Below are 24,775 nucleotides of genomic sequence, written 5' to 3'. Positions count from 1 at the left end.
AACGAGTATTTTAAGATTAGGCTTTTCTTTTTGAAAGATAGATGACAAATTCGCGTAAAAACGACGACTTTTCGCCAAAAATACTCAACGCCTCTACAGCTTCTTTAGTAAAATCCTGAACTAACTGCCTGGCTTTATCTAAACCATATATTGACACAAAAGTACATTTATTATTTTTAGCATCGCTTCCCACAGGTTTACCCAATTGTTTTTCATTACCTATTACATCTAAAACATCATCCATGATCTGAAAAGCCAATCCCAGGTAATCAGCGTATTTTTCTAAAGCATTTAATTGAACATCATCAGCACCACCAATTATAGCACCTGATAAGACAGATGCTTTTATAAGAGCTCCTGTCTTATGATTATGCATATAGTACATAGTCTTCTCGTCGATACTTTTCCCTTGATAAATGATGTCTACAACCTGTCCTCCAATCATACCTTCTGTACCTGCAGCCTTTGCTATAACCTCTATAGCTTCAAGAATTTTTTTATTTGGATTTTGCAATGCGTAATTATTTAAAACAGCAAAAGCATGAGTCAAAAGAGCATCGCCTGCCAAAAGAGCTATAGCATCCCCATAAATCTTATGATTTGTAGGTTTTCCTCTTCTAAAATCATCATTATCCATTGCAGGCAAATCATCGTGAATAAGAGAATATGTATGGATCATCTCAATAGCACAAGCCACTGGCAATGCCACAGTATAATCACCGCTTACCATCTCACAGGTTTTTAAGCATAATATAGGCCGTATGCGCTTACCACCTGCAAACACGCTATATCTCATAGATTCATGAATAATTTGGGGATATGAGCTTTCATCAGGAAGATATTTATCTAAAGCGTTATCTACAATTTCTATGTATTTTTTCAGTTCATCTATCATTTTTATCCTCCACAAATGGTTTTTCTGAGAAACTCCCATCTATCTCTCTTGTCAAAATCGATATTTTACCGCTAGCATCATTAAGCTTCTTAGTACATATTTTAGATAATTCTATACCTTCTTGAAATAGTATAAGCGAATCCTCTAGAGTTTGATTGCCACTTTCTAATTTTTTTACAATTTCTTCTAACTTCCTTAGTGCTTCTTCAAAAGTCAAATCAGATGACTTTTTAGTCATTCGATAACACTTCCTTTACAATGCATAAGGCGGAGCCGTCATAAAATCTGATATTGATCTCATCATTTACCTGTAGCTTTTGTGACGATAATATTTTTTGATGGTCACGACTCTGTACGATCGCATATCCTCTGCTCAAAATAGCTAACGGGTTCAATGCATCCAGTTTTGCCCGTAGCTCTTTATATTCTGCATCCTTTTTACTTATAATTTTTTCAATTAAATCACACAAATGTTTAGTGATATAGGCTATCTGGAGTTTTTTATTGGCTAAAAGATCGTAGGGATACGCAAATACCTTACTGCTTTTAATGGCATTTAACCTGTTCGTTTTAACCTCTAAAATCAGTTTCATTGCTGATACCAACCTGATTTTGAGATTATGTAAGTTCGCATGTAAATCAAAAATCGATGGTATCACAATTTCTGCTGCTGCCGAAGGGGTGGGAGCCCTTTTGTCCGATACAAAATCAGATATGGTATAATCCGTCTCATGGCCAACCGCCGAGACAATGGGTATTCTAGAATCAAATATAGCTTGTGCGACTATCTCCTCATTAAACGCCCATAATTCTTCTATAGATCCCCCACCTCTTGCCAGAATTATGACATCTACATCATCCCTTTGATTTATAATTTTAATAGCCTCTGCTATTTCTTTAGCAGCCATTTCGCCCTGTACTCTCACGGGAAAAATCATCAAATCGACAAAAGGATTTCTCCTCTTGGCTATATTAATAATGTCATATAGCACAGAACCCGATAAAGAAGTCACTACGCATATTTTTTTAGGCAAAAATGGCAACGGCTTCTTATTCTTTTCGTCAAACATTCCTTTTCTATATAATTTTTCTTTCAGCTTTTGAAATGCTATGTACAATTCCCCTGATCCGTTTAATTTGATATTAAAGGTATTTAAATAAACCTTTCCATCTTTTTCATAAAATAAAGCCTTTGCGGTTATCGTCACTTGCATACCATCTTGTGGTGTAAATTCAAGATGCTGCATGGCATCATCAAACATGATACAGTTAATACTGCTATAGGGATCTTTCAAAGTAAAAAAAGCGACGTTTGCAGCAATTTGAAAGTTAGATATCTCCCCGCTTACGTTTATCCTTCCTAATATAACATCAGAAGAAAATAACTTTTTTATGTATGACGTAACCTCACTTACTGTTAATATTTTCAAATACATGCTTTTTATATGCCTCCATGGTATTCTCTAAAAGCATGGCTATAGTCATTGGTCCCACGCCACCGGGTACCGGTGTTATCCAGGATGCTTTTGCCAGCATATTTTCGTAATCACAATCACCATATAATTTTCCTTCAACCTTTGTAGTTCCCGCATCCACCACTACGGCACCTTCTTTTATCATATCGCTCTTAATTATATGTGCCTTTCCTACAGCTGACACCAATATATCAGCCCTCAGCGTATAGTCTTTGAGATTTTCTGTCTTAGAATGACATATTGTAACTGTTGCATTTTCTCTTAATAAAAGTGCAGCAATAGGTTTGCCCACTATGTTACTTCTTCCGACGACAACAGCGTTTTTCCCTTCTATTTTTATTCCGTACTCCTTTAACAACCTTATAATTCCTTTAGGGGTACAAGGTTCAAATCCACTTATACCCAGATGTAATTTCCCAAAATTTACTGGGCTAAAACCATCTACATCCTTGTCGGTCTTTATATTCTCATTTATGACATGTTCATTTAATCCGCGTGGTAACGGAAGTTGCACTAATATGCCATCAATATTAGGGTCTTCGTTTAAATCGTGTATATTATCAAGTAATTCTGATTCACTTATATCTTGTGGCAACAAAACTTTTTTCGAGTACATTCCTACTTGCTTACACGCTTTTTCCTTCATAGAAACATAAAGTTGCGAAGCAGGATCCTCTCCTACTAATACCACAGCTAACCCTGGAGGCCTCTTTCCCATATCCACAAATTTTTTAATTTCATCTTTAATATTCGCCCTTATTTTCTTAGCTAATGTTTGTCCATCTAGTACCGCCATTATTTCCCTCCTTCATTTCTTAAATAGCTACCAAGTATACCATTAATAAACTGGCCTGATTTTTCTGTACTGTATTTTTTTGCTAATTCTACTGCTTCATTAATCGTAATTGATGGATGAATAGTACCATCTAATATCTCATAAATGGAATATCTCAAAATAGCCAAGTCGACTTTATTCATGCGACTTATATCCCATCCTATAGAATAACGGCTTATAATCTCATCTAATTGGTCCATTTTCTCATATACGCCTTTTACTGTTCTTTTTATATATTCTTCTTGATCTCCATAATCATCTTCCCTATTTAACACGTCATCCGCCTTTACTTCTCTTAAATCCATTTCATAGATCAATTTAAGTATTAATTCTCTAGCACTTTTTCTGGTCATACCATATCTCCCTACTCTAGTTTATGCCTTAAAAATGTAGTGACATTTGCTACATTTACTTTAACAGCCGCAACTTTAATACCAGAATTTTTTTCCACTGATTCTATAATCTGCTTTTGCAATTTATTGGACAGTTCTGGTATTACTATATCTTTTGCGACTACTATATTAATATAATACACAACCTGGTTTTTTACAATATGTGCTTTTACCTTTGCCTCTTTTATATCTTTTAATTCATCTATAACACTTTTTGCCAAGCTCTCTAGCGTTACAATCGATATAGCTACCTCGCCATGTTCAGTAAGAAGCGAAACAGACTCAGCCTCTTTACCAGAGATCCATGACAGCAATAAAACAATACTTAGCAGCAAATATACTAAACTTATAAGCATAACATAGTTATAATTGTTTTTAATCACTTCAATAACATGACTCTCAGGTGTAAGCATAAAGTTTAATGCTATAATTATTATACCCGTTATATAAAAAAACGACAGAACTTTCGCTATCAGCTTCAAAGGAACGCCTCCTCTCTATTAATCCAAATTAACCCTCTGAATATTCAGAGGGTTAATTTTATTTAGTACCGGTATATTCGTCTACCCTTGCATTCCTATTATCCATGTTGATACCTTGTACATGTATGTTGACCTCTATGACTTTTAATCCCGTCATAGATTCCAGAGATCTTTTGACGTTTTCCTGTACCTTCCAAGCCACCTCCGGTATTCGTACACCGTATTCAACAATTATGTATAAATCTACTTTTGCTTCCTTTTCTCCAACTTCTACTTTGACACCCTTAGATAAGTTCTTTTTACCCAGCATTTCTGTTATACCATTTACTACCCCACCGCTCATTCCTGCAACGCCTTCAATTTCAGTAGCAGCCAGTCCTGCAATCACACTTACAACCTCATCCGCTATCCTTATTGACCCATATTCGCTGGTCTGTTCTGTAACTTTCTCCTCCATTTCTAAAACCTCCCTTTGTTTATATATATATTATATCAACTAATTTTTGAATTGGCAAATTTTTTTCAACTTTTACGTTTGATTATATGTATTTGATCTACTGATAGCCCTGTTTCCCGTGTAACTATATCTTGTATCTGAGCTATGCGAGCGGCTGTTAACTGCTGGTTAGTATCAATTAATACGTTTGCTGATTTATCGTCTATAAATACCAGAACGTCTTTGAATCCTTTAGCTTTTATCAAGTTCTCTATAGTCATCTCTTTATTTGTTTGCTCCGTCAGTTTTATAATCTCAGCCTGGGCTTTATCTCTGTTTTCTTTCGATGTCTTTTCATTATCTACAATTTCTTTTAAGTTTGCTATGCTTTCACTTCTGGTTCTTTCTCTATCCTGCCTATAATCTGCAAATACATCAGAATTGGCAGTTACTGCTTTATCTTTACTTACATTGGTTGATGTTTTTTTACTTGTATTTAGCATTTGTGCTACATTTTTATCCGTTTCTGTTGCATTAATCGGCAAATTATTTTTCCCATACTGATAATCCATGATTACCGCTACTGCCAGCAACAGCACCAACGCAATTAATGCTATTGTACGTTTACTTTTCATAAATAACCCCTCCAATTTATATTTTTATATAAATATATTACTTGCCCGCCACCACCATTACCTTGTATGCAGGAATTCCTAAGGCTACCTGCACCATATTAGAAAGCTTATACAAAAAATCCGAATCATTGTTGCCATCTACTACTACCAAGACGCCTTTTACATCTGGTACAGTTTCACTTAATACTAAAGGCTGTGTACCTGATGCAGTACTTATGGTTACGGTCTTTTTGTTATTTGAATACTCCGTTATGGTACGGGTTCCACCTTGATTGTCTTTTTCTTCTGTAACCCTTCTGGATTCATTATTGTCCACTGCGGGAATCAAAGTGCTTTTATCAGAAGCCAGCGTCACCATTACATCAACCCCTCTTACACCGTCCACTTTAGATAGTATATCTTTTAGTTTTTTTTCCAATGCGCTTTCATAAGAGGTATCTATATCAGTTGCTTTAATATGTTTAATGTTATCAGTCGTTTTATTGCTATCTGCTCCTTTGACGAAAAAGCTTCCAGCAATGATCAGTATAATACCCATTAAAGTAAGGACAATTAAATTTTCCATCTTTTTATCATATTTAAAGTTAATAAATTTTAGCAGCGACTTCAAAGAACTCACCTCTCATCTCTAGTTCATTTCAATTCTTTACTATACTTATATTCTTTATGGGTAAATTATATACTAACGAAATGTCTTTTCTAATATTTTGTATTAATTCATTTTGTTGGTCTATCAATGTTTGATTTAATATAACTTTTTGTACCTGTCTAATTTTTTGATTACTGATGTCATTAACTTTAATATTTATGCTTTTTATAGCATAAACGCTATTTCCATCGTCTAATGACACCTCTACAGTATTTACATTTAATCCATATTTATTTTTAATATAGTTTGATATTTGATTGGCCAAATTTTCTTTATACACCTTCATTATCAATTCATCCTGTTTTTTCTGTATATCATCAATGTTATAATTAAATTTTGTATCAACTATCTGGGGTGTTTTTAGAATATCTCCGTCTCCGAAAGTTATAAGGCCAAGGATGGGTTTTATTACAGCAATCATCACTAGCATACCAATTACCAGATCTATATACTTTCTATATTTATTATCAGGTATCAACATATCAACTACAGTGACAAATATGACTAACATTGCAATATTTGTAATCCAGGATTTTAAAAAAAGCATCATACATATCACACCCTTAAAAAGCTGGTAGTAGCCAGTAATATGGCCAGTGATATAAAAAACATAACAGCAACTACAACAACGCAACTCATCAAAAGTGTAAGCGAATTGGCTACTCCTTCAATTCCCTTTACAACTCTTTCATCAGAAATAGGCTGTATAAAAGCTGCTGAAATTTTAAGTATAATCAGCAGTGCAAACATCTTTATTAATGGATAAACCGTTATAAATACCACGGCTAGCATCCCAATGACACCAATACTATTTTTCAATATCACGGTATATCTCAATATTGCATCAAAAGTATCGGACATCACGCTCCCCACCATAGGTATAAATTTACCCGTTGCAAACTTAGCTGTTTTGATCGCTGCATTATCAACGAAAGGAGATGTTATTCCTTCGACAGTCAGAACACCTAAAAACATCAAAGGTAAAAGGACAATGATAGTTGTAATAATACTTCTGATAAAATCGATATATTTGTCAATCTGCAGCCTTGTATTTAAATTATTGATCAACGACAGCACAGATATCCAATATATAACTGGAATTATATAATCCCTCATTATAGCACTTATACCTTCGACGGAAAATGCTATTATAGGGTTAAATGTCGCTGCTGAAACAGCAGAACCAGATGATACCAATGCTGCAAAAAGTGTGGGCATCAGTGCTTGCATAAAATTTACCATTTGATCAATAGTTCTTTTACCCACGTCCATCGATGCCTTAAAACTATTTAAAAGCAATATGACAATTACCATATATGTTACTATAAAAGCAATTTGACTAATGGTCTCATCATTAAAGCTTTGCTGAAGATTTATCAGCAGTGCACATATGACACTCAGAGCAATTATTTGGATTAAAAGCCTTATATTTAACGAAATCTCTCCGAATACTACTTTAAATATGTCAGGTATTAATTGGTTCATGTTAAGGATATTTTTCCCATTAATAATATCCCGTATTATATTCACTATATTTAATTTAGGAAAATTGCTATTTTGGCTGCTTATCTCATCCAATATCTGCTGGACATTTTCCACGTTTAAATTTTTTTCTTGCTGGTTTATTATATCCTGTGGCAGGTTAGAGGCAAAGGCAAATGTTATGATATTAAATATTATCAATGCAGATAAAGATATCATTTTTATGACTTCTATTTTTCTTACGTTCATATACTCACCTTCATCTCATAATATTTAGAACTGTATCCACTAGTGCCGTTAATATAGGTAATGCTTGCAATAGGATGAGCACTTTGCCACCAAATTCTACTCTTGAAGCAATACTGTTTTCTTCCGCATCCTTTAAAATCTGAGCTGCAAATTCTGTTATATAAGCAATTCCTACTATCTTTAACGTTATGCCAAGATATAATTTATCCACATGCGCTTTCTCGGATATATTTTTCAAAATGTCCAGAACAGGTAGTAATTTATCAACAGTAAAAATAAATATGATGATCCCTGTGACCAATGCTATTATCATGGACAGTTCAGGTTTTTGCTCCTTTAATATAATAGACAATAATGCAGCAATAAGACCTAACATGACAATATGCGCAATATCCATAAATAAAACTCCAATATCAATATAAATTGAAAATGCTTTTTACCGTTGTAAACAACTGATTTATTAAAGTGATAACCATCATTAAAACGACGACGATGCCTGCCAATGTAACCATCATGGCCTGTTCCTCGCGGCCTGAATGGGTTAGTATCATATTTAAAACAGAAACTAGTATACCTATAGCAGCAATTTTAAATATCAAGTCAACGTTCATTTTAGTACACTCCTTCACATCTATTCTTATGTGGCATTTATATGAGCAATATGACAATAATAGCCCCACATAAAAACCCAATTTCTTTAAAAAGTTTTTCATTTTTTTCTTTTAGCTTTAGGGCCAATTCCTCCTGTTTTGAGAGACGGCTTAACGCCAGCTTAAAAGCCCTGACCTGATTTTCTACGTCTGTTGACCCAAGAGTGTTACCTAAATGCTTAATTATTTTTATATCTTCTCTATCCAGAGGTAGATCCAATTTTTCAAGGGACTTAATAAAAGCCTGCTTTATAGAGCAATTCTCTTCTCTCTCTAATATCTCTATGGTGGCCTCAAAAAGTGGAGCAATCTCTTTGCTGGCAATTTTTGCAGTATTTATAAATGCCTCGGGTAAAGGTGTCTGTACGTATATTACCTCTGTCATCAAATACTCCAGACATCTCTGTATATCTCTTAAAGCAGTTAACCTCAATTTATAATTATTGGCTATGGATATACCTAAAAATGTTGTAGAAAACAATACCATAGTGCTTCCCAGAATCTTCAATATCACTTTATCACCTCCAATCTTTTTGGACCCTTATAAATAGGATTACCCTCGCTATCTAATATCTCTTCCAGTGTACCTGTGCCTAATCTTGGTGAAAGAACTATATACCTATCAAAGAATTCATTTTCAAATAAACCTTTAATATTAATCCTCTTCTTTATATCGTTCAAATCATACCCATGTATTGAAGTGATAATAGAAACCCCTGCTTTTAAACATTGGTTTATTGCTTTTATATCCTCAGCATCGCCAATTTCATCTGTGATAATCACAGAAGGAGACATAGACCTTATCATCAACAATATTCCTATATTCTTAGGACACGCGTCAAGAACATCGGTATTTGGCCCCACATTTCTCTGTGGTACACCATTGTGGCAACCTGCAATTTCTGATCTTTCATCTACAATTCCCACGTTAAACCCATGTAAACTAAGATTTCTGGCAATGTCTCTTAACAATGTAGTCTTACCACATCTAGGTGGCGAAATTATCAATGTATTTTTTATCTGACCATAATTTAATATATACTCTAAAATTCCATTTGAAATGCCTTCTAATTCCCTTGTAATTCTAAAATTGACACATGTTATATGCTTTTGCGTCTTTATTTTATCACCGTCAAGTACTACCCTACCTGTAAGGCCAACGCGATGCCCTCCTTTTATGGTTATAAAGCCGTTTTTGAGTTCATCTTCAAAGGCATATATAGAATAATTTGATATAAGCTGTATAACGCTTTCAATATCTTTATGTGTAACTATGTACGCATTGCTTTCATCTACAATGTGACCCAAGCTATTTATATGATATATTTGGCTATCCACAGAAATAGATAACGGTTTGTCCTCTCTTAACCTTATCTCTTCGATTTTCCCCATCTCAACATCAGAAATCTTCATAACAATTTCCCTTATATTTCTTGGGAGAGATGCTAATACCTCATCTAACACAACTTGTCCTCCTTTCAATAAATTTATATTATGGGTACACAGACTTTATGACATAAAAAAAGAGAACCCATCTTCATGGATTCCCTTTTTATACCATATCATTTTATTTTAATCCTCGTCATCATTATCGTCGTCAAAATCATAGTCCTGCTCTTCTAAATCCTTTACATATATCGTCTCATTACAATTAGGGCACACTATTTCACCGTCTTCATCATCAAAAATGTCTTCATCTACATATACCGTCTCATGGCAGTTAGGGCACTCTACTTCAACGTAATTATCATCTTCTTCATAAAGCTCATTTTCTATATCAGCCAGATCATCGTCAATAGTATCTACATAATCCTTTAAATCCGAATAGCTGCTCTCCAATTCATCGTAAGCGTCAGCAAATTCTTCAAGGGTGTCAATAATAGCATTTATGATCTTTTGTTCTTTAGTGCCTTCCATGCCAAGGCCTTCTGCCAAACCACGCAAATACGAAACCTTCTCATTTAAATAACTCACCTTAAACCCTCCTTTTCACAGATATATTATCGACACATATACACAATACTATACCCGCTCTATATATTCTCCCGTCCTTGTATCGATTTTTAACACGTCTCCTACGTTTATAAATAATGGGACCTGTATAACCGCACCGGTTTCCACTGTCGCAGGCTTTGATCCTCCTGTAGCAGTATCACCTTTAAAACCGGGCTCTGTTTCTATTACCCGAAGCTCCACAAAGGTTGGAGGTTCCACTGAGAAAACTTTACCCTTATAGGACTTGACTGTGGCGATCATATTTTCTTTTAAAAATTTCATAGCATCTTCCACCACATCTTTGCTCAGAGGAAGTTGCTCATACGTTTCCGTATCCATAAAATAATAAAAATTACCGTCATTGTATAAATATTGCATATCTTTTCTTTCTATGTGAGCTTCTTCTACCTTTTCTGTAGGGTTAAAAGTGCGCTCTAAGACAGCACCTGTGACTACGTTCTTTATTTTAGTCCTTACAAATGCTGCACCCTTTCCTGGTTTTACATGCTGAAAATCCACTATTGTGTAAATTTGACCATCTAACTCTATTGTAACACCTTTTTTAAAATCACCTGCTGATATCATTACATAATCCCTCCGTGTTTATTATTATAATATAATCAATTGTTTATTTGACTTAGTTATATCTATTGTACCATTTTCACCTACGAATATCATATCTTCTATTCTGACTCCAAACCTGCCGGGTATGTATATTCCAGGCTCTACGGTTATCACTGTCCCTGGCAGTAATAATCCGTCAGATCTTGGCCCCACCCCGGGCTCTTCATGAATCTCAAGACCTACACCATGTCCCAGGCTATGTCCAAAATATTGACCAAAACCCTCTTTTTTAATGAATTCCCTGGCTATACTATCGGCATCTTTTAGAGCCATATTTGCTTCGATATTTTCAAGGGCAGATATCTGTGCATTTAAGACAGTATTATAAACTTTCCTCATTTCGCTGTCTACGTTTCCTACTGCTATAGTTCTGGTCATATCCGAACAATAGCCTTCATAAACGCACCCAAAATCCATAGTCACGAACTCGCCATTGCGGATTTCTTTATTCGTAGGTTGACCATGGGGCAATGAACCATTTTTACCACTTACCACGATTGTAGGAAAGGAAGTCCCTGAAGCACCATTTTTCTTGATATAATATTCAATCTCATTGGCAATATCCTTTTCAGTGACTCCTGGCTTTATAAATCCACATATGTACTGAAACGCTTTGTCTGCTATATCTTGCGCTTTTTTTATCCGTTCTAATTCACTTTTTTCTTTAATCATTCTCATATTACTGATATAACTATCTATACTCTTAAAAGTCCCTGAAAATTTTTCTTTTAATTCTCTGTATAGGTCTACAGTCATGTATTTTTCTTCTATTCCCAGGGTATTAATATTTAAGTCAATGATTTGTTCGGCCATAAACTCAGTCACAGGATAACCGTGCTCCCGAACTTCAATCCCCTCAATAACCTCTTTTTGAGCTTGCTCTGTATATCTGGAATCAGTATAAAATATCACCCTGGTTTCTGTTATCAAAAGGAAACCCGCGTCCCCAGTAAAACCGCTTAAATACCTTATATTTACTGGTTTTAAGATTAAAGCTCCTTCTATCCCGTCTTTCTTTATCCTTTCACATAACTTCTTAATCCTTACCGTTTTGATCACTCCATTTCAAGCTAAAGTATTCCAGTGCCAGTAGATAACTATAAGCCCCAAAGCCCGCTATCTGTCCAACACACACCGGAGATAAAACCGATTTATGTCGGAATTCTTCCCTGGAATATATATTAGATAAATGCACTTCTACACAGGGAATATCAACCGATTTTATAGCATCTCTTATAGCATAACTATAGTGGGTATAAGCTCCTGCGTTGATTATTATCCCATCAACCCTCTTATAGCAACTATGGATAATATCGATAATTTCACCTTCGCTATTGGATTGAGCAATATCAACAATAATACCCAATTCCTTTGCACGAGCTGTAATTCTACGATTGATATCTTCAAGCCCCGCAATACCATATATGTCTTTTTCCCTTATTCCTGTAAAATTTAAATTGGGACCGTGTATCACCTGTACATGCATTATATACATACCCCTTATATAATATTGCTAATAATTGAAGTATATCATATTTAACTGATTTTGACCAGTATCATGTTCTAATTTGTCCATCACCCAGTACGATATATTTATATGTGGTAAGCTCTTTTAAACCCATAGGTCCTCTGGCATGAAGTTTCTGGGTACTTATGCCTATTTCAGCGCCAAAACCATATTGGCCTCCATCGGTAAATCTCGTTGATGCATTGACGTACACAGCCGCTGCATCTACTTCTCTCAAAAATTTTTTGGCTTTGCTGTAATTTTCAGTCACTATTGCTTCAGAATGCTTGGTCCCGTACTTATAAATATGCTCTATAGCTTCATCAATATCTCTAACGACTTTAACTGCCAGGATAAGGTCAAGATACTCCGTCGCCCAATCCTCCTCAGTCGCTGGAACCACCTCAGGACAAATTGCTCTCGTCTTTTCACATCCCCGTATTTCAACACCTGCTTTTTTAAATCGCTCTATCATTGGAGGTAAAAAAACTTGAGCTATTTTTTCGTTTACTAGCAAGGTTTCCATGGCATTGCATACACCTGGGCGTTGTACTTTCGCATTAAATGCTATCTCTTCCGCTTTTTTAAGATCTGCCTCATCGTCTACATAAGTGTGACAGTTGCCAACACCTGTTTCAATGACAGGAACAGTAGCATTCTGTACTACCGCTTTTATTAAACCTGCACCGCCTCTTGGTATGAGCACATCAAGATATTCGTTCATCCTCATCAATCGTTTTACGGTTTCCCTGTCGGTATCCTCTATAAGCTGGATACAACCCATTGGTGCACCGGCCCTGTAAGCTGCTTTTGAAATGATATCTACTATTGTCTTATTGGACTCAATAGCTTCAGATCCACCTTTGAGTACAACCGAATTGCCCGCTTTGATACATAAGCCAGCGGCATCTACTGTAACATTTGGCCGTGCTTCATATATTATACCTATGACACCTATTGGGACCCTAATTTTCCCTATAGTCAATCCATTAGGTCTTTTCCACATGCCCTCAATTTCACCAACAGGATCACTTAAGGTGGTCAACTCCTTTAATCCATCCACCATATCCTGTATTCTCCTGTGATTTAACGTCAATCTATCTATAAGCGCATTTGAAAGGCCTTTTTTCTTTTCTCTCTCTACGTCATAAAAGTTAGCTTCTAATATGCGTTCTTCATTATCCATAAGAGACTCTGCCATCTTTAAAAGGATTTCATTTTTTTGGTCCGATGATAACATACCCATTTTTCTCGACGAATCTTTTGCTTGAGCGCATTTTTGCACTAATTCATCAAGCATATTTTTTCCTCCCTAACACGTTTTAACCATGTTATCCCTGTGTATCACTTCATCACAGCTTTTTGAGCCTAATATTTCTTCTATTTTTTCTGATGAACAACCCATTATCTTTTTTACATCACAGGCTGAAAAATTCACTATGCCCCTTGCCACCTCGCGACCTTGTTCATCGTACACCGTCACTGTATCTCCCGCATCAAAATCCCCCTCAACATACTTAATGCCACACGCTAATAAACTCTTACCATTATTGATAATAGCATCCTTTGCTCCTTCATCTATAAATATTTTACCGCTACTTAAAGAGCCAAATGCTAACCATATACCTTTGCTATTTAACTTATGAGCAGAGGGTTTAAAAAACGTACCTATAGATTCTCCACTGACAATACGACTTAAAACCATATCAGCCCGACTGTTTGCTATTATCATACTGACGCCGGAAGCTGTGGCAATGCGAGCAGCTGTCAATTTTGTCCTCATACCACCGGTGCCATAACCACTAACGGCATCTCCCGCTGTTATCTGTATATCCTCCGTTATATTTTCAACTAAAGGTATAAGTCTGGCATCGTCGTATACATGGGGATCCTTATCATAGAGCCCATCTATATCAGATAATATTACAAGCAAATCAGCACCGATAAGACTTGCTACCATAGCCGATAAAGTATCGTTATCACCAAATTTTAACATAAGTTCTTCAGTTGCCACTGTATCATTTTCGTTGATGATAGGAACAACACCATATTCAAAAAGCTTTGACATGGTATTTATAAAATTGACACATCTCTTCCTAATGCTCAAATCATCGCGAGTGAGCAGTATCTGCGCGACACTTAAACCGTATTCGCTAAATAATTTCTCATATATATGCATAAGTATACCTTGTCCAACTGCGGCTACAGCCTGCTTCTCTCGGATAGACGTCGGTCTATGATTAAGGTGAAGTCTGGTCATACCGGCTCCCACCGCCCCTGACGACACAAGCGAGATATCAATACCGGCATTTCGGATATTTGTAATTTGCCTTACTAATTTTTCAATGGCTTCAATATCTAATTTCCCATTTTCATGTGTCAATGAGCTGGTCCCTATTTTGACCACTATTTTTTTATGTTTATTGCTATACATCACGACCTCCCTGATTCAATTTACTTAGATAAATCTTCTTAAGTTCCAGAGCATCTTCTGCCATCATGCCCCTCGATTCGCATATTATCGTCGGCTGTAACTTGCGCTCGACGAGCAATTCTGCCAAAGGTTCAAATTCAGGGCCAAACTGTGTATCTTTAAGATTCCAGTGTTTACTTTCCCCTCCCTCAGTGTACTCTATTCTACTAAAGTGTACATGAAAATGCAGTGCTCTTTCATCTTTTAATGACGACTCAATCGTATCTAGGATTCTGGCATAATCATCCTTATTTCTGATAGCTCCGCAGTCCCGTGCATGTATATGTCCAAAGTCTATAGTGGGGATAAGCCTATTATCAATGGAACATAAATCCATAACCTCGTCAACAGTTCCTAACTGATTCTTTTTACCCATAGTTTCAGGGCACAAAGATATATGACCAAGACCCAGGCTATCAATTTCTTCTAAAGCTTTTGCTAAAACATACTTTGCCTTTTCTAAAGCTTCTTTCCTTGACATTTTTCCAGGTACTCCCGGGTGAATCACAACCCTTGTTGCGCCCATCCAATCCGCGGCAATAACGCTGTCGACGATATACTTTATAGAATTGCGCCTTTTTTCTTCATCAGGGGTTGCCAGATTAATATAATAGGGTGCATGAACAGAAATGGTTATTTGTTGAGATTTCGCATTTATACCAAGAGATCTTGCAGTATCTTCTTTAATCCTTATTCCCCTTCCAAAAGAATACTCATATGCATCCAAGCCCATATCGCGTAACCACGCGGGCATTTCAAGAGAGGATTTATGACCTTGTTGATAAAAAATATCAGAATTGCCAGATGGTCCAAATTTTATCGTCATCATTTTCTCCTTTCTGCATCTTTTAAAATGTTAATGATTTCATGTGCTATAGTTTCAGGATCCTTCCCATCAATGTCAATAGAGTAATGGCTATTTTTAACATATAATGGGTGTCTTTTATTTAATAGCTCTTTTATAGTATTATAGGGATTTGAAGTGTGGAGCAATGGCCTATCTTTATTATCGCCAATGTGGGCAATAATAGTTTCTGGAGATCCTTTAAGGTAGAATACCAAGCCTTTCCCCTTTAAAGTATTTATATTTTGCTCATTTAATACGGCCCCACCGCCCAGTGATATAACACATTTATCCACGTCAGAAATATCCTTAATGATCTGGCTTTCTATCTGTCGAAAATAAGCTTCGCCATATCTTTTGAATATATCGGAAATGGATATTTTAGTTTTTTCAACTATCAAATCATCGGTATCAATAAAATTCCACTTCAAGTATTGTGAAACAATACGTCCTACAGTAGTTTTCCCGCATCCCATAAACCCTATCAAAACAGCATTCACATCAATTCACCTTGCCCCACATCAAGATCTTGGTACTCACTAATAGAGTATTATCATCAACATTAAATTGAATATTCCCATTATATGCAGTACTGCTTTTACCACAAATTCCTATTACCTGTAAGAACAACACATGGCGAAATACTTTATAGTCGGACTTCAAAGAATCAAAATATTTTAATTCTTTAATATAATATTTACCTGGATAATTATAGATATTTTTAACGGTGTTTGTGGACATTGTATCACACCAGTTGCTCATATAATTGTTAATAATACCATATACGTTATCCTTCGTAAGCAAAGAGCCTTGAGCTTCACGTTGTTCCTTTATGCATTGTATCTGGTTATTTAAGGACGCCACTGCATCTTCTATATAAACCTTCATTACTTCCATACCCGCTTCTGCTGAATACATGGCAGCAATTTCTTGTTTACTATAAAGCGCCATGGTATACTCTTGACTGGACATGGCGCTTAAAGCGGTTATATAGAGCAATGCTATTGTCACTATAAGTATAACAGCAACAGTAACCCATCCTCGTTGTTCCACAATTAATCACCACTATTATACATTAATTTCACTGATGCTGACAATACCTTCTTTTTGACTTTTATAGATATCGTCAACAAATCGCCTTCAAGGCGTGCATTAAAATCATCTATACCATAAGCTAGATCATTTTGTGCACTAGAATACATATAAATAGTTTTAGTTTCGGGAATATAATAAATATCCAGTGGGGCAGTGAAATTTGACTCCATTATATTGATTTTTCTACCCCCGTTCTCTATTACAATTTTTCCTCTGTCATTGACCTTCTTAACCTCACTTACTATTTTGTGCATAGCGTACCTGACATTTTGCTGTATATCTAAATCATTAATCATTCTGGTATAATAATCGTATGAATAAGAAGAAAAATAAAACGCTATCATTAAAACCATTGAAATCAATGCAAGGGACAATATTACCTCTATAAGAGTAAACCCTCTACTCATACCATCACTTCCTTATATAAGTGACCAGGCGAAAATATAAAGAATCATGCGCTTTCAATCGCAAAGTAACATCCAATTCCTCTATACTTTCAGGCACACCAGGAGGAAATATCTTTTTAATTGTAATATCATATTTACTGCTGTATTGCGAAAGGTCTACATTTTTATTGGACTTATAAAGTTCTATAATGCTTTGGGCTATATATGCCATTTCAGTTTGTATCTCCGATTCCTGGACGGCACTTTTTGTATTCTCCCACATATAAAAAATTGGAATACTTAAAACACCCATCAGCACTATAGCTAACAGTACATCGATTAATACAACGCCCTTTTGCTCTATTTTATCTTCACCCTTCCTGTAATAGGTCTAATCGTCAAAATAACGTTTTTCTCTTCATACGAAAGCTTTAAACTACATCCCGAACCATATATTCCTACAGGCATACCATCACTTTCAAATTTTATAGTATTGGACCCAGATATTACCGTCAATTTAACTCCATCAGGAAGATATACTCTGGACGAATTTATCCCATTACTTATTACATAATAAGTGTTATAAAAAATCAATGTATGGGTTTTATTAGTAAAATCTGATAACTCCTGGTAATATCTAATATCATTTAATAGTTTATGCTGTGCTGTTTCAAACTTAATAGAGCCTATATCAAAAGCATAAGGAACTGACACCGTTATGACAACTGCCAAAATCGCTAATGTGCAAATTAATTCCATCAACGTAAATCCATTTTTTATCAAAACAAATCCCTCCATTTATGTAAATTCGACATAAATAGAGGGATTCCTTCTTATTAATAAAATTTCTACCATTTTATGATTTATTCATCTATTTGAGAATGTTGACATCATGCCTTGGATTTTCTGCCACATATTGAGCAGCTTTTACTATCTCTGATATTATATCAGCCTCGAATTGCTGTTTCAGTATATTTACTTTTGTATATACCTCTCCTATCGGCGTCACAACATAATGAGGTTTCAAATTATTTAAAGCCAGCGCTGCAATATCCATTTTACACTTATCACATTTGCACACATCGATGTCTTTTATAATCCCATCTATCATCTCAAACACAAGATCTTCCATACAGTTCTTCACCTTTAACACACTCTTTCCCTCCTTTTTTCATTTTTTACCAATATTATCTATAAGGCTATTTATCGTTTCCTTTAATTGATTCGTTATCTCCTTATTGATCTCTTGCTGAACCTGGGAACTTCCCGTTTGAGTTAGATTACCATTAGATTGTGTTGATTGACCTTGAACAGGAGTTACTAATGGTTTAAACGGATCGTCCTTACCTGAATATTTTCCCATTTTCGCGTTCATAAAAGAATCTTTTTGGTAATATATATTTACGTTTATAATAGCATTTATACTTTCTTCAGATCTGGATAACGATACGCCTTTTATAGTGGTAAGCCTCCTAGAGTTCTGAATCATCGTCACAAAATTGGCAATGCATGTATAACTACCCTTGACATCAATAATCATAGGATATACCTTATAAACCTTTGATTTTGCTTCCTGCTGCTTTGAGCCTTGTTGCTCCTGGTCAAACTGAATCGATTGGATTTTTATTCCTGATGTCTCAGCATATTTATACAATTCTACTATAAAGTCCTCTATATTTGAATACTCAGGAATATACTCATCGTATAATGCCAGTTGCCTCTCATATTTTTTTATAGAATCACCTATATTTGAAACATCTATGCTTTTTGTAGTACTGTTATATCTTCTTTCCATCGACATATAATTTGCTTTTAATTCATTTATTTTCAATAGCCTTGGATAGATAATATATTGGTAATACAGCGCCAATATAGAGACGATTATCAAAAGTATGATCAACCGTTTTTCCCTATTTGTTAAACTCATCTTTGTGCCACCTTAAAGTATATATTCAAATTAAAAGACAATATACCCTTATTTTCATCTCCAATGGATACAGGTTTTATCTCATAAATATAATTTAAAGATTTGAGGTTCTTAATAAATAATGCTATATCTTCCGCAGATTTGGCCTCTCCAGTCAATTTCATCCCTTGTTCATCAGCTGTAAGATTTATAATAGAAACATTTCTAGGAGTTATTAAAGTAATATCATCGAATATAGCAGGCCAATCCATTCTGGTCTTTTTTATCTGCTCGACAGATTTTTTCATTGATACAACAGCATTTTCCAAGTCTTTAAGCCTTGAAAGGTCACTTATAGTACCATTCTTTGCCTTTATGGTTATGGAATCGATTTTACTTTCATACGTAGACTGCACCCTAACTGTTTCTACATAGATACCTATTAAAAAGGCAAAAAATAATAAAATTAACAATGTCTTTAAAATTCTTTTTTTTCTCTGATATTCTTTAATATAAATCTCTTCTGGCAGTAGATTGATGTCTTTTATATTCAACACCCCCTCAAGGCTGCTCCCAGTGCAGGCAATATACACTTCATATCTTCTGATGAAAAATATTTTATTTCTATATTAAAATAATCCTTTATAACCCCATCTAATCCTTTGATATTGGAAAGGCCACCGCTTAAATATATATATGATATATCCTTTCTAAAATGGGTGTAATAGTAATTAAATACCGTATCAATTTCCCTTAAAAGCGAGTCGAAAAAACCGTCCATTTGAATTATGTCATAATCGCCTTTTGTCAGTTTTTCATCAGCTGTATTCAAATCGATATTGTACTTATTTGCCAGGAGTAATGCTACATTTTCACTGCCAAAAGGTATTTCTCTGTAAAACCCGTATACTCCCCTTTCAGCGATCAATATCTTGGTGTATTTATGTCCCATATCTATTAATGCCATAGGATCATCTGTAAGAAATTTAAAAAATTTTATGGCTTTTATTACAGCGTTTGGGAAAATATCGACGGCCTTAATCTTCATTCTAAGCTTGACGGCTAAATTTAAGTATCCGTCTATAGTTGACCGTGGACAGGCAACTAAAAGCACTCTCAAGCCATTATCTATTTCGCCTAACACCTTGTAATCCACAATATAATCATCAGATAACATCGGTATATATTTACCAGCTTCAAACCTCACGGCATTTTTTAGCTCTGCTTCACTCATCCTGGGCATATATATCTCTCTTATTATAATATCAGAACAGGATAATGAAAAGCACAGTTGACCCTTAATCCTATTTTTCTTAAAAAAATCCTTTATACTAGAAGCCAATTTATCCACGTCTAATATTCGCCCATTGTTCACGCAATTGTCCGGCGTCAATAAGCTGTAATATTTGTATTTATCTTTTTTTAAAATAGCTATTTTTGTGAATTTAGAACCCACATCTATGCCGATATTCGGTAATAAAAATACCATTGTTCCTCTCCCATTTACAAGTTATTAAATATAGCAGGTTTATAGCTTCCCTTAATTATCTTCCACGTTTCTATCGATAAAGAACTTGAATTACCATGCGTATCCACTATCAGTTTGATATAAGCTGTATAAACCTGCTTACCTGCATGTCCTTCTGATGCAATTGATATTACATATGAAGAATTGCCGTTACCATTATTGCCGTTATTATTGCCATTACCATTACTTTTGCCGTTATTATTGCCATTGCCGTTACTATTATCTAGAACTGAAATACCTTTTATAATAAAATGTTTATCACCTTCTATTTTTTCTATCTGGTCTATATAACCACTAAGTGTCTGCTGTAAAATGTCCTCGTTGTCATTATTTCCTTCGTTTTGTTTGTTACCATTATTTTCTTTTTTGCCGCTATTATTATTTTTATTGCCATTATTTCCATTATTATTAGAATTGTTATCTATACTGTTATTTATAACAGCCTTCATGTATTCGATGCCGCTTTCAGCGGCATAAATTGCTGATAGATTGTCATAATCCCTATTTACTTTAGATCTTTGGTTAAAGGTCACCCATAAAACAGACAATCCCAACAATGACAATATAAAAAAAACAATTACAATTGAAACTAACGAATATCCTTTTTGATTCATACAATCACCTGCGCAAGACGACAGATGTCGTCAACGTATAATCCCTACGAGCACCTTTTCCTGTTATAAAGATATTTATCGTTCTCTCATTTACACTCACGTAAAAATTCTCTATGTCTTCTGCTAAAAGATACCTATTTTTATATACCTTTAAATCATTTTTGTCATAATTGTATTCATCATTACCTACTTTTAATATAAAATTTGAATCATCCGCTGAAATACTTATTAAATCAGAATCATTTACAGCTCGTATATCTTCTACTATACTATTCATTAAATCGTCCATTTGCACCTTAAGCTTTGCGTCGTCGCTTAATACCCTGAAGCTTAACAATTCATATCTAAAAAAAGAAGCCACAACCAGAAATACAATACTAAACAGCGATATAGTTATTATCAATTCCACCAATGTGAAACCTCTTTGTCCAAAAGTATATTTTACACTCATAAAAACCACACATTCAATTTTTCTCTCAGGTTATCCAGAAATTTTGCTAGCTTTTTTACAATTCCCCAATCGGTGCCTTTTAACCCATGAGCTTTTTCAATTTCACTGGCCAGATCGGCATTTTTGATAACACCCTTATAATCCACGCCGTAAAACTTATCGTGCAGAATATCCATAACATAATCAAAAGCTTTTTTAGAATCAGGTATAGCCAGGTCAAAAATCGTCTCTTTTGAAAATACGGTAGAGGCAAGATATATCACCAATACCAATATAAACATAGTGTTAAAAGTATCCGTATGGGCTCTAAGCCACTTGTAAAAGCTATCCTCCTTTGGTTTCCCATTTTGTTCACCGTTATTCCCAGGGGACTCATAAGACACATCTCCTGCCGTATAAGCTGTAAGCTCTACACCCCAATTGGGGGCATTTTGAGGATATACCTTAATGTGTACCTTGTTTAAGCCAGAAACGCCGCTCACATTAGAGGACTTTACATCAACACAATACCCTTTAGGCGGCTGATAACCTTCAGATACCTTCCCGGCCATCACATCTTCCATAACCGCCTGGGCAGCATTAAGAGTTTGGATTTTCGACCATGAGCCCTGATCTACTAAATAAGCTTGATTAAACAACCCTAATATAGGCACCATTATTATGCCAAGTATCCCTATCGTTACTACCAATTCCAGCAGTGTAAAACCACCTTGTTTATTATAAAGCCATTTCATGTATATCACCCTCTTATAAGGGTCATGTACCAGTTTAAAAGCTGATACCCAAACAAAATCGATATGAAAGCACCCACTGATATAAACGGTCCAAAGGGAATATAATCTTTACGTCCTTTCACCTTGGAAGCTATGAGGATGAGGCTTATCACTGCACCTATAACAAAGGACAAAAACAAGGTAGAGAGAACTAACTTCCAATCCACGTATAACGCTATTACTCCCATGAGTTTAGCATCGCCCATCCCCATGCCTCCTGAAATCAACGCTATTAAAAAAAGCAATCCAAACCCCAACAAAACACCTATGAGGTAATCATGCAAGCCCGTTAGATCTATTAATCTACAGACAATACCACCTATAAACCCCACTGCCAGGATTTTGTCTGGTATTATCATATGCTCTAAATCTATAAACGATAATGAGATCAACATCGAAACAAGCAGTGCATAAAAGAACGCATCAGCAGATACTCCAAACTTCCAAAACAGAAGCACAAAGGATAATCCAGTTATAGCCTCAACGGCAATGTACCTCGGCGATATCCTCTCGCCGCAGTGCGAACATCTACCTTTCAGCAATATATAACTTATGATAGGTATGAGTTCATGGGCTTTAAGTCTTTCACCGCAGCGAGTGCAGTGAGAAGGTGGATACGTAATAGACTCTTCCCTCGGCACTCTGTATATGACTACATTGAGAAAGCTGCCTATAATAGCGCCAATTATAAATACAAAGATATACAATATAAACATGATTACCTCCTTGAGGTTATTGAGATGAAGTATTCTTATTTGACGTTATTATATCCACAGTTCTTTTAACAGGATTAGTTGCTTTTGGCCATGAAACTTCTATAGTAGCTGTATTATTAGTACCAGAAGTTACTTTAACTGTAAAATCTCCTTCCCCCGATTGAGGTTTTGGTATATCCTCTAAATAACCATTATCTTTTAACGTTTGTAAATCTATACTAGTAGTACCACTATCAATACTGTTATCCAGTACATACCTTGCAGCTGCATCAGCTATAATTTGAGCTGTGGTTTCATCTGCCTTGGTCTTTGCATTGTTTAGTGTTCCTGTAAAACGAGGTACAGCAATTAGAGCCAGTATGCTTAATATAGCGAGCACTACAATAAGCTCTACCAGCGTAAAGCCCCTCTCGTCGCGGGTTTTTCTCGATAATGCTTCCCATATCCTCTTCATCCTTCTCACCTCCTTCCCCTCCATTTCAGTATTTGATGGTATTATACATCTGAAACATGGGCATGACAATTGAAATGACTATAAATCCCACAACTACTGCAAGGACCAGAATGATAACAGGCTCCAGCATTGTGGTCATCTGAGAGACAGCCCTGTCCACTTCGCCGTCAAAGAAATCCGCCGTCTTATCAAGAAGGCTGTCAAGCATACCCGATTCTTCACCGACGGATATCATCTGTATAACCATAGGCTGAAATACACCTATGGAGCTCAGCGGCTTTGAGAGACCTTTGCCCTGTCTTATACCCTCTTCAGCTCTTTTGAGCCCCTCTGCCACAATGACATTTCCCACTACTTTTTCCACCACTTGCATGGCCTGCATCACGGGTATACCACTGGCTAAGAGCACACCCAGTGTCCGGGTGAACCGCGAAGTTATTACACGGCGATTTAAATTGCCAAATATGGGTGCCTTAAGCTTAATCCAATCATACATGCGCCTTCCTTCAGGTGTCTTTATATACCTGTACAAAGACAATGCAGTGAGAAAAAGTATGGCAAAGATGTAATACCAAAAGTGACCTAAAATAAAACTAACAGTGAGCAATATCTTTGTAGGTAGCGGCAATTGTGCACCAGCACTGGTCAACATATTTATAAATGTAGGGAGAACATAAGAGACCAAAAATATAACAACTAAGACGGCAACTACCGAAACTATAGCCGGATATGTAAGCGCTGCCTTTATCTTCTGGTTTGTAGCATTTTCCTTCTCAAAGTACACAGCCATGCGGTCCAGTACCATATCTAACCGGCCGCTGACTTCACCTGCTTCTATCATGTTTATCAATATCTCAGGAAATACCGAATATGACCTCATAGATTCCGACAAGCTCTTGCCTTTTTGAACATCTTCGTAAATCTGGCCCAATACATCTCTCAATTTCTTGTTAGACGTCTGTTGGCGCAAGATGTCAAAGCAGTTGGCAATGGATATGCCCGCATTTAGAAGTGTAGCAAACTGCCTGCAGAATATAGCTAGATCCGATACCTTTACTTTTGAAAACTCAATACTTATGTTTCTTCCTTGTATTATCTCTTTTATCTCCACGGGGTATACTTTCTTATCTTGAACAGCTTTTACTGCTTCACTATAATTGTCTGCATCGATAGTACCTGAGACAAGCAATCCTTGTGCATCTCTTGCTCTAAAAAAATACTGGGGCATA

Annotated in this window: 37 protein-coding genes; all 37 read right to left on the bottom strand. The window is 35.7% G+C overall.

Annotated features, from left to right (window positions below):
- Positions 1-16 precede the first annotated feature (16 nt).
- Entirely contained in the window at positions 17-895 is an 879-nt protein-coding gene (locus BUB87_RS01995) for a polyprenyl synthetase family protein (RefSeq protein ID WP_073341425.1), read from the bottom strand.
- Positions 885-1,133: an exodeoxyribonuclease VII small subunit gene (gene xseB / locus BUB87_RS01990; protein ID WP_073341424.1), complete on the bottom strand. Its 249-nt coding sequence runs from the start codon at positions 1,131-1,133 to the stop codon at positions 885-887. Before xseB ends, BUB87_RS01995 begins: the two co-directional genes overlap by 11 nt.
- On the bottom strand, positions 1,126-2,331 hold the full coding sequence (gene xseA / locus BUB87_RS01985; protein WP_073341423.1) for an exodeoxyribonuclease VII large subunit: 1,206 nt from the start codon (positions 2,329-2,331) through the stop codon (positions 1,126-1,128). The genes xseB and xseA overlap by 8 nt, the downstream gene beginning before the upstream one ends.
- On the bottom strand, positions 2,303-3,166 hold the full coding sequence (gene folD, locus BUB87_RS01980; protein ID WP_073341422.1) for a bifunctional methylenetetrahydrofolate dehydrogenase/methenyltetrahydrofolate cyclohydrolase FolD: 864 nt from the start codon (positions 3,164-3,166) through the stop codon (positions 2,303-2,305). Before folD ends, xseA begins: the two co-directional genes overlap by 29 nt.
- On the bottom strand, positions 3,166-3,558 hold the full coding sequence (gene nusB / locus BUB87_RS01975) for a transcription antitermination factor NusB (RefSeq protein WP_073341421.1): 393 nt from the start codon (positions 3,556-3,558) through the stop codon (positions 3,166-3,168). The genes folD and nusB overlap by 1 nt, the downstream gene beginning before the upstream one ends.
- 11 nt (positions 3,559-3,569) lie before the next feature.
- Positions 3,570-4,079: an alkaline shock response membrane anchor protein AmaP gene (gene amaP, locus BUB87_RS01970; RefSeq protein WP_073341420.1), complete on the bottom strand. Its 510-nt coding sequence runs from the start codon at positions 4,077-4,079 to the stop codon at positions 3,570-3,572.
- 58 nt (positions 4,080-4,137) lie between these two features.
- Positions 4,138-4,536 (bottom strand): Asp23/Gls24 family envelope stress response protein, encoded by a 399-nt coding sequence (locus BUB87_RS01965; protein WP_073341419.1) that lies wholly within the window; start codon positions 4,534-4,536, stop codon positions 4,138-4,140.
- A gap of 65 nt (positions 4,537-4,601) precedes the next feature.
- Complete coding sequence (locus BUB87_RS01960) at positions 4,602-5,150, bottom strand: SpoIIIAH-like family protein (RefSeq protein WP_073341418.1); 549 nt, start codon at positions 5,148-5,150, stop codon at positions 4,602-4,604.
- A 37-nt stretch (positions 5,151-5,187) separates the two neighbouring features.
- Positions 5,188-5,760: a hypothetical protein gene (locus BUB87_RS01955; RefSeq protein ID WP_084110770.1), complete on the bottom strand. Its 573-nt coding sequence runs from the start codon at positions 5,758-5,760 to the stop codon at positions 5,188-5,190.
- Positions 5,761-5,788: 28 nt separating this feature from the next.
- Positions 5,789-6,349, bottom strand: a complete 561-nt coding sequence (gene spoIIIAF, locus BUB87_RS01950) for a stage III sporulation protein AF (protein WP_073341417.1) — start codon at positions 6,347-6,349, stop codon at positions 5,789-5,791.
- 5 nt (positions 6,350-6,354) lie between these two features.
- Positions 6,355-7,530 (bottom strand): stage III sporulation protein AE, encoded by a 1,176-nt coding sequence (gene spoIIIAE, locus BUB87_RS01945; protein WP_073341416.1) that lies wholly within the window; start codon positions 7,528-7,530, stop codon positions 6,355-6,357.
- Positions 7,531-7,540: 10 nt separating this feature from the next.
- Positions 7,541-7,927, bottom strand: coding sequence for a stage III sporulation protein AD (gene spoIIIAD / locus BUB87_RS01940; RefSeq protein WP_073341415.1), 387 nt, complete (start codon positions 7,925-7,927; stop codon positions 7,541-7,543).
- 16 nt (positions 7,928-7,943) lie between these two features.
- Positions 7,944-8,141 carry a stage III sporulation protein AC gene (spoIIIAC, locus tag BUB87_RS01935; protein WP_073341414.1) on the bottom strand — a complete coding sequence of 66 codons (198 nt, stop codon included), beginning with the start codon at positions 8,139-8,141 and terminating at the stop codon, positions 7,944-7,946.
- A gap of 37 nt (positions 8,142-8,178) precedes the next feature.
- Positions 8,179-8,694 carry a stage III sporulation protein SpoIIIAB gene (gene spoIIIAB / locus BUB87_RS01930; protein ID WP_073341413.1) on the bottom strand — a complete coding sequence of 172 codons (516 nt, stop codon included), beginning with the start codon at positions 8,692-8,694 and terminating at the stop codon, positions 8,179-8,181.
- On the bottom strand, positions 8,691-9,644 hold the full coding sequence (gene spoIIIAA, locus BUB87_RS01925; protein WP_268761559.1) for a stage III sporulation protein AA: 954 nt from the start codon (positions 9,642-9,644) through the stop codon (positions 8,691-8,693). Before spoIIIAA ends, spoIIIAB begins: the two co-directional genes overlap by 4 nt.
- 108 nt (positions 9,645-9,752) lie before the next feature.
- Positions 9,753-10,154 carry a CD1247 N-terminal domain-containing protein gene (locus tag BUB87_RS01920; protein ID WP_073341411.1) on the bottom strand — a complete coding sequence of 134 codons (402 nt, stop codon included), beginning with the start codon at positions 10,152-10,154 and terminating at the stop codon, positions 9,753-9,755.
- A gap of 48 nt (positions 10,155-10,202) precedes the next feature.
- Positions 10,203-10,760, bottom strand: coding sequence for an elongation factor P (gene efp, locus BUB87_RS01915; RefSeq protein ID WP_073341410.1), 558 nt, complete (start codon positions 10,758-10,760; stop codon positions 10,203-10,205).
- Positions 10,761-10,784: 24 nt separating this feature from the next.
- Positions 10,785-11,858: a M24 family metallopeptidase gene (locus BUB87_RS01910; protein WP_234945924.1), complete on the bottom strand. Its 1,074-nt coding sequence runs from the start codon at positions 11,856-11,858 to the stop codon at positions 10,785-10,787.
- Entirely contained in the window at positions 11,836-12,285 is a 450-nt protein-coding gene (gene aroQ, locus BUB87_RS01905) for a type II 3-dehydroquinate dehydratase (protein WP_073341409.1), read from the bottom strand. Before aroQ ends, BUB87_RS01910 begins: the two co-directional genes overlap by 23 nt.
- Positions 12,286-12,355: 70 nt before the next feature.
- Entirely contained in the window at positions 12,356-13,606 is a 1,251-nt protein-coding gene (locus BUB87_RS01900; protein ID WP_073341408.1) for a glutamate-5-semialdehyde dehydrogenase, read from the bottom strand.
- 12 nt (positions 13,607-13,618) lie between these two features.
- On the bottom strand, positions 13,619-14,740 hold the full coding sequence (proB, locus tag BUB87_RS01895; protein WP_073341407.1) for a glutamate 5-kinase: 1,122 nt from the start codon (positions 14,738-14,740) through the stop codon (positions 13,619-13,621).
- Positions 14,733-15,605 carry a TIM barrel protein gene (locus BUB87_RS01890; protein ID WP_200792733.1) on the bottom strand — a complete coding sequence of 291 codons (873 nt, stop codon included), beginning with the start codon at positions 15,603-15,605 and terminating at the stop codon, positions 14,733-14,735. Before BUB87_RS01890 ends, proB begins: the two co-directional genes overlap by 8 nt.
- On the bottom strand, positions 15,605-16,123 hold the full coding sequence (locus BUB87_RS01885) for a shikimate kinase (protein WP_084110766.1): 519 nt from the start codon (positions 16,121-16,123) through the stop codon (positions 15,605-15,607). Before BUB87_RS01885 ends, BUB87_RS01890 begins: the two co-directional genes overlap by 1 nt.
- A 1-nt stretch (position 16,124) precedes the next feature.
- Positions 16,125-16,676, bottom strand: coding sequence for a hypothetical protein (locus BUB87_RS01880; protein WP_073341405.1), 552 nt, complete (start codon positions 16,674-16,676; stop codon positions 16,125-16,127).
- 2 nt (positions 16,677-16,678) lie between these two features.
- Positions 16,679-17,125, bottom strand: a complete 447-nt coding sequence (locus BUB87_RS01875) for a PilW family protein (RefSeq protein ID WP_073341404.1) — start codon at positions 17,123-17,125, stop codon at positions 16,679-16,681.
- A 4-nt stretch (positions 17,126-17,129) separates the two neighbouring features.
- A complete protein-coding gene (locus tag BUB87_RS14625; protein WP_159432348.1) occupies positions 17,130-17,336 on the bottom strand; it encodes a hypothetical protein in 207 nt (68 codons plus the stop codon).
- A 128-nt stretch (positions 17,337-17,464) separates the two neighbouring features.
- Positions 17,465-17,887: a type II secretion system protein gene (locus BUB87_RS01865; protein ID WP_159432347.1), complete on the bottom strand. Its 423-nt coding sequence runs from the start codon at positions 17,885-17,887 to the stop codon at positions 17,465-17,467.
- 88 nt (positions 17,888-17,975) lie between these two features.
- The gene (locus tag BUB87_RS01860) at positions 17,976-18,257 is read right to left on the bottom strand and encodes a late competence development ComFB family protein (RefSeq protein WP_073341401.1); all 282 of its coding nucleotides are present in this window, start codon (positions 18,255-18,257) and stop codon (positions 17,976-17,978) included.
- Between the two features lie 18 nt (positions 18,258-18,275).
- The gene (pilO, locus tag BUB87_RS01855; RefSeq protein ID WP_073341400.1) at positions 18,276-19,031 is read right to left on the bottom strand and encodes a type 4a pilus biogenesis protein PilO; all 756 of its coding nucleotides are present in this window, start codon (positions 19,029-19,031) and stop codon (positions 18,276-18,278) included.
- Positions 19,028-19,567: a PilN domain-containing protein gene (locus BUB87_RS01850; protein ID WP_234945923.1), complete on the bottom strand. Its 540-nt coding sequence runs from the start codon at positions 19,565-19,567 to the stop codon at positions 19,028-19,030. The genes pilO and BUB87_RS01850 overlap by 4 nt, the downstream gene beginning before the upstream one ends.
- Positions 19,561-20,499 carry a pilus assembly protein PilM gene (gene pilM / locus BUB87_RS01845; RefSeq protein WP_073341398.1) on the bottom strand — a complete coding sequence of 313 codons (939 nt, stop codon included), beginning with the start codon at positions 20,497-20,499 and terminating at the stop codon, positions 19,561-19,563. The genes BUB87_RS01850 and pilM overlap by 7 nt, the downstream gene beginning before the upstream one ends.
- Before the next feature lie 14 nt (positions 20,500-20,513).
- Positions 20,514-21,152 (bottom strand): type IV pilus modification PilV family protein, encoded by a 639-nt coding sequence (locus tag BUB87_RS14315; protein WP_073341397.1) that lies wholly within the window; start codon positions 21,150-21,152, stop codon positions 20,514-20,516.
- Positions 21,153-21,156: 4 nt separating this feature from the next.
- Positions 21,157-21,603: a type IV pilus modification PilV family protein gene (locus BUB87_RS01835; protein ID WP_073341396.1), complete on the bottom strand. Its 447-nt coding sequence runs from the start codon at positions 21,601-21,603 to the stop codon at positions 21,157-21,159.
- Positions 21,600-22,337, bottom strand: a complete 738-nt coding sequence (locus BUB87_RS01830) for a type IV pilus modification PilV family protein (RefSeq protein ID WP_073341395.1) — start codon at positions 22,335-22,337, stop codon at positions 21,600-21,602. Before BUB87_RS01830 ends, BUB87_RS01835 begins: the two co-directional genes overlap by 4 nt.
- Before the next feature lie 5 nt (positions 22,338-22,342).
- Complete coding sequence (locus BUB87_RS01825) at positions 22,343-23,095, bottom strand: prepilin peptidase (RefSeq protein WP_200792738.1); 753 nt, start codon at positions 23,093-23,095, stop codon at positions 22,343-22,345.
- 13 nt (positions 23,096-23,108) lie between these two features.
- The gene (locus BUB87_RS01820) at positions 23,109-23,546 is read right to left on the bottom strand and encodes a competence type IV pilus major pilin ComGC (protein ID WP_073341393.1); all 438 of its coding nucleotides are present in this window, start codon (positions 23,544-23,546) and stop codon (positions 23,109-23,111) included.
- 25 nt (positions 23,547-23,571) lie between these two features.
- A complete protein-coding gene (locus tag BUB87_RS01815) occupies positions 23,572-24,774 on the bottom strand; it encodes a type II secretion system F family protein (RefSeq protein ID WP_073341392.1) in 1,203 nt (400 codons plus the stop codon).
- Between the last annotated feature and the right edge of the window lies 1 nt (position 24,775).

This window comes from Caldanaerobius fijiensis DSM 17918, assembly GCF_900129075.1.
Classification (GTDB): Bacteria; Bacillota; Thermoanaerobacteria; order Thermoanaerobacterales; family Caldanaerobiaceae; genus Caldanaerobius; species Caldanaerobius fijiensis.
The sequence above is the reverse complement of the archived record's forward strand: the minus strand, read 5'-3'. Positions and strand labels throughout refer to the sequence as shown.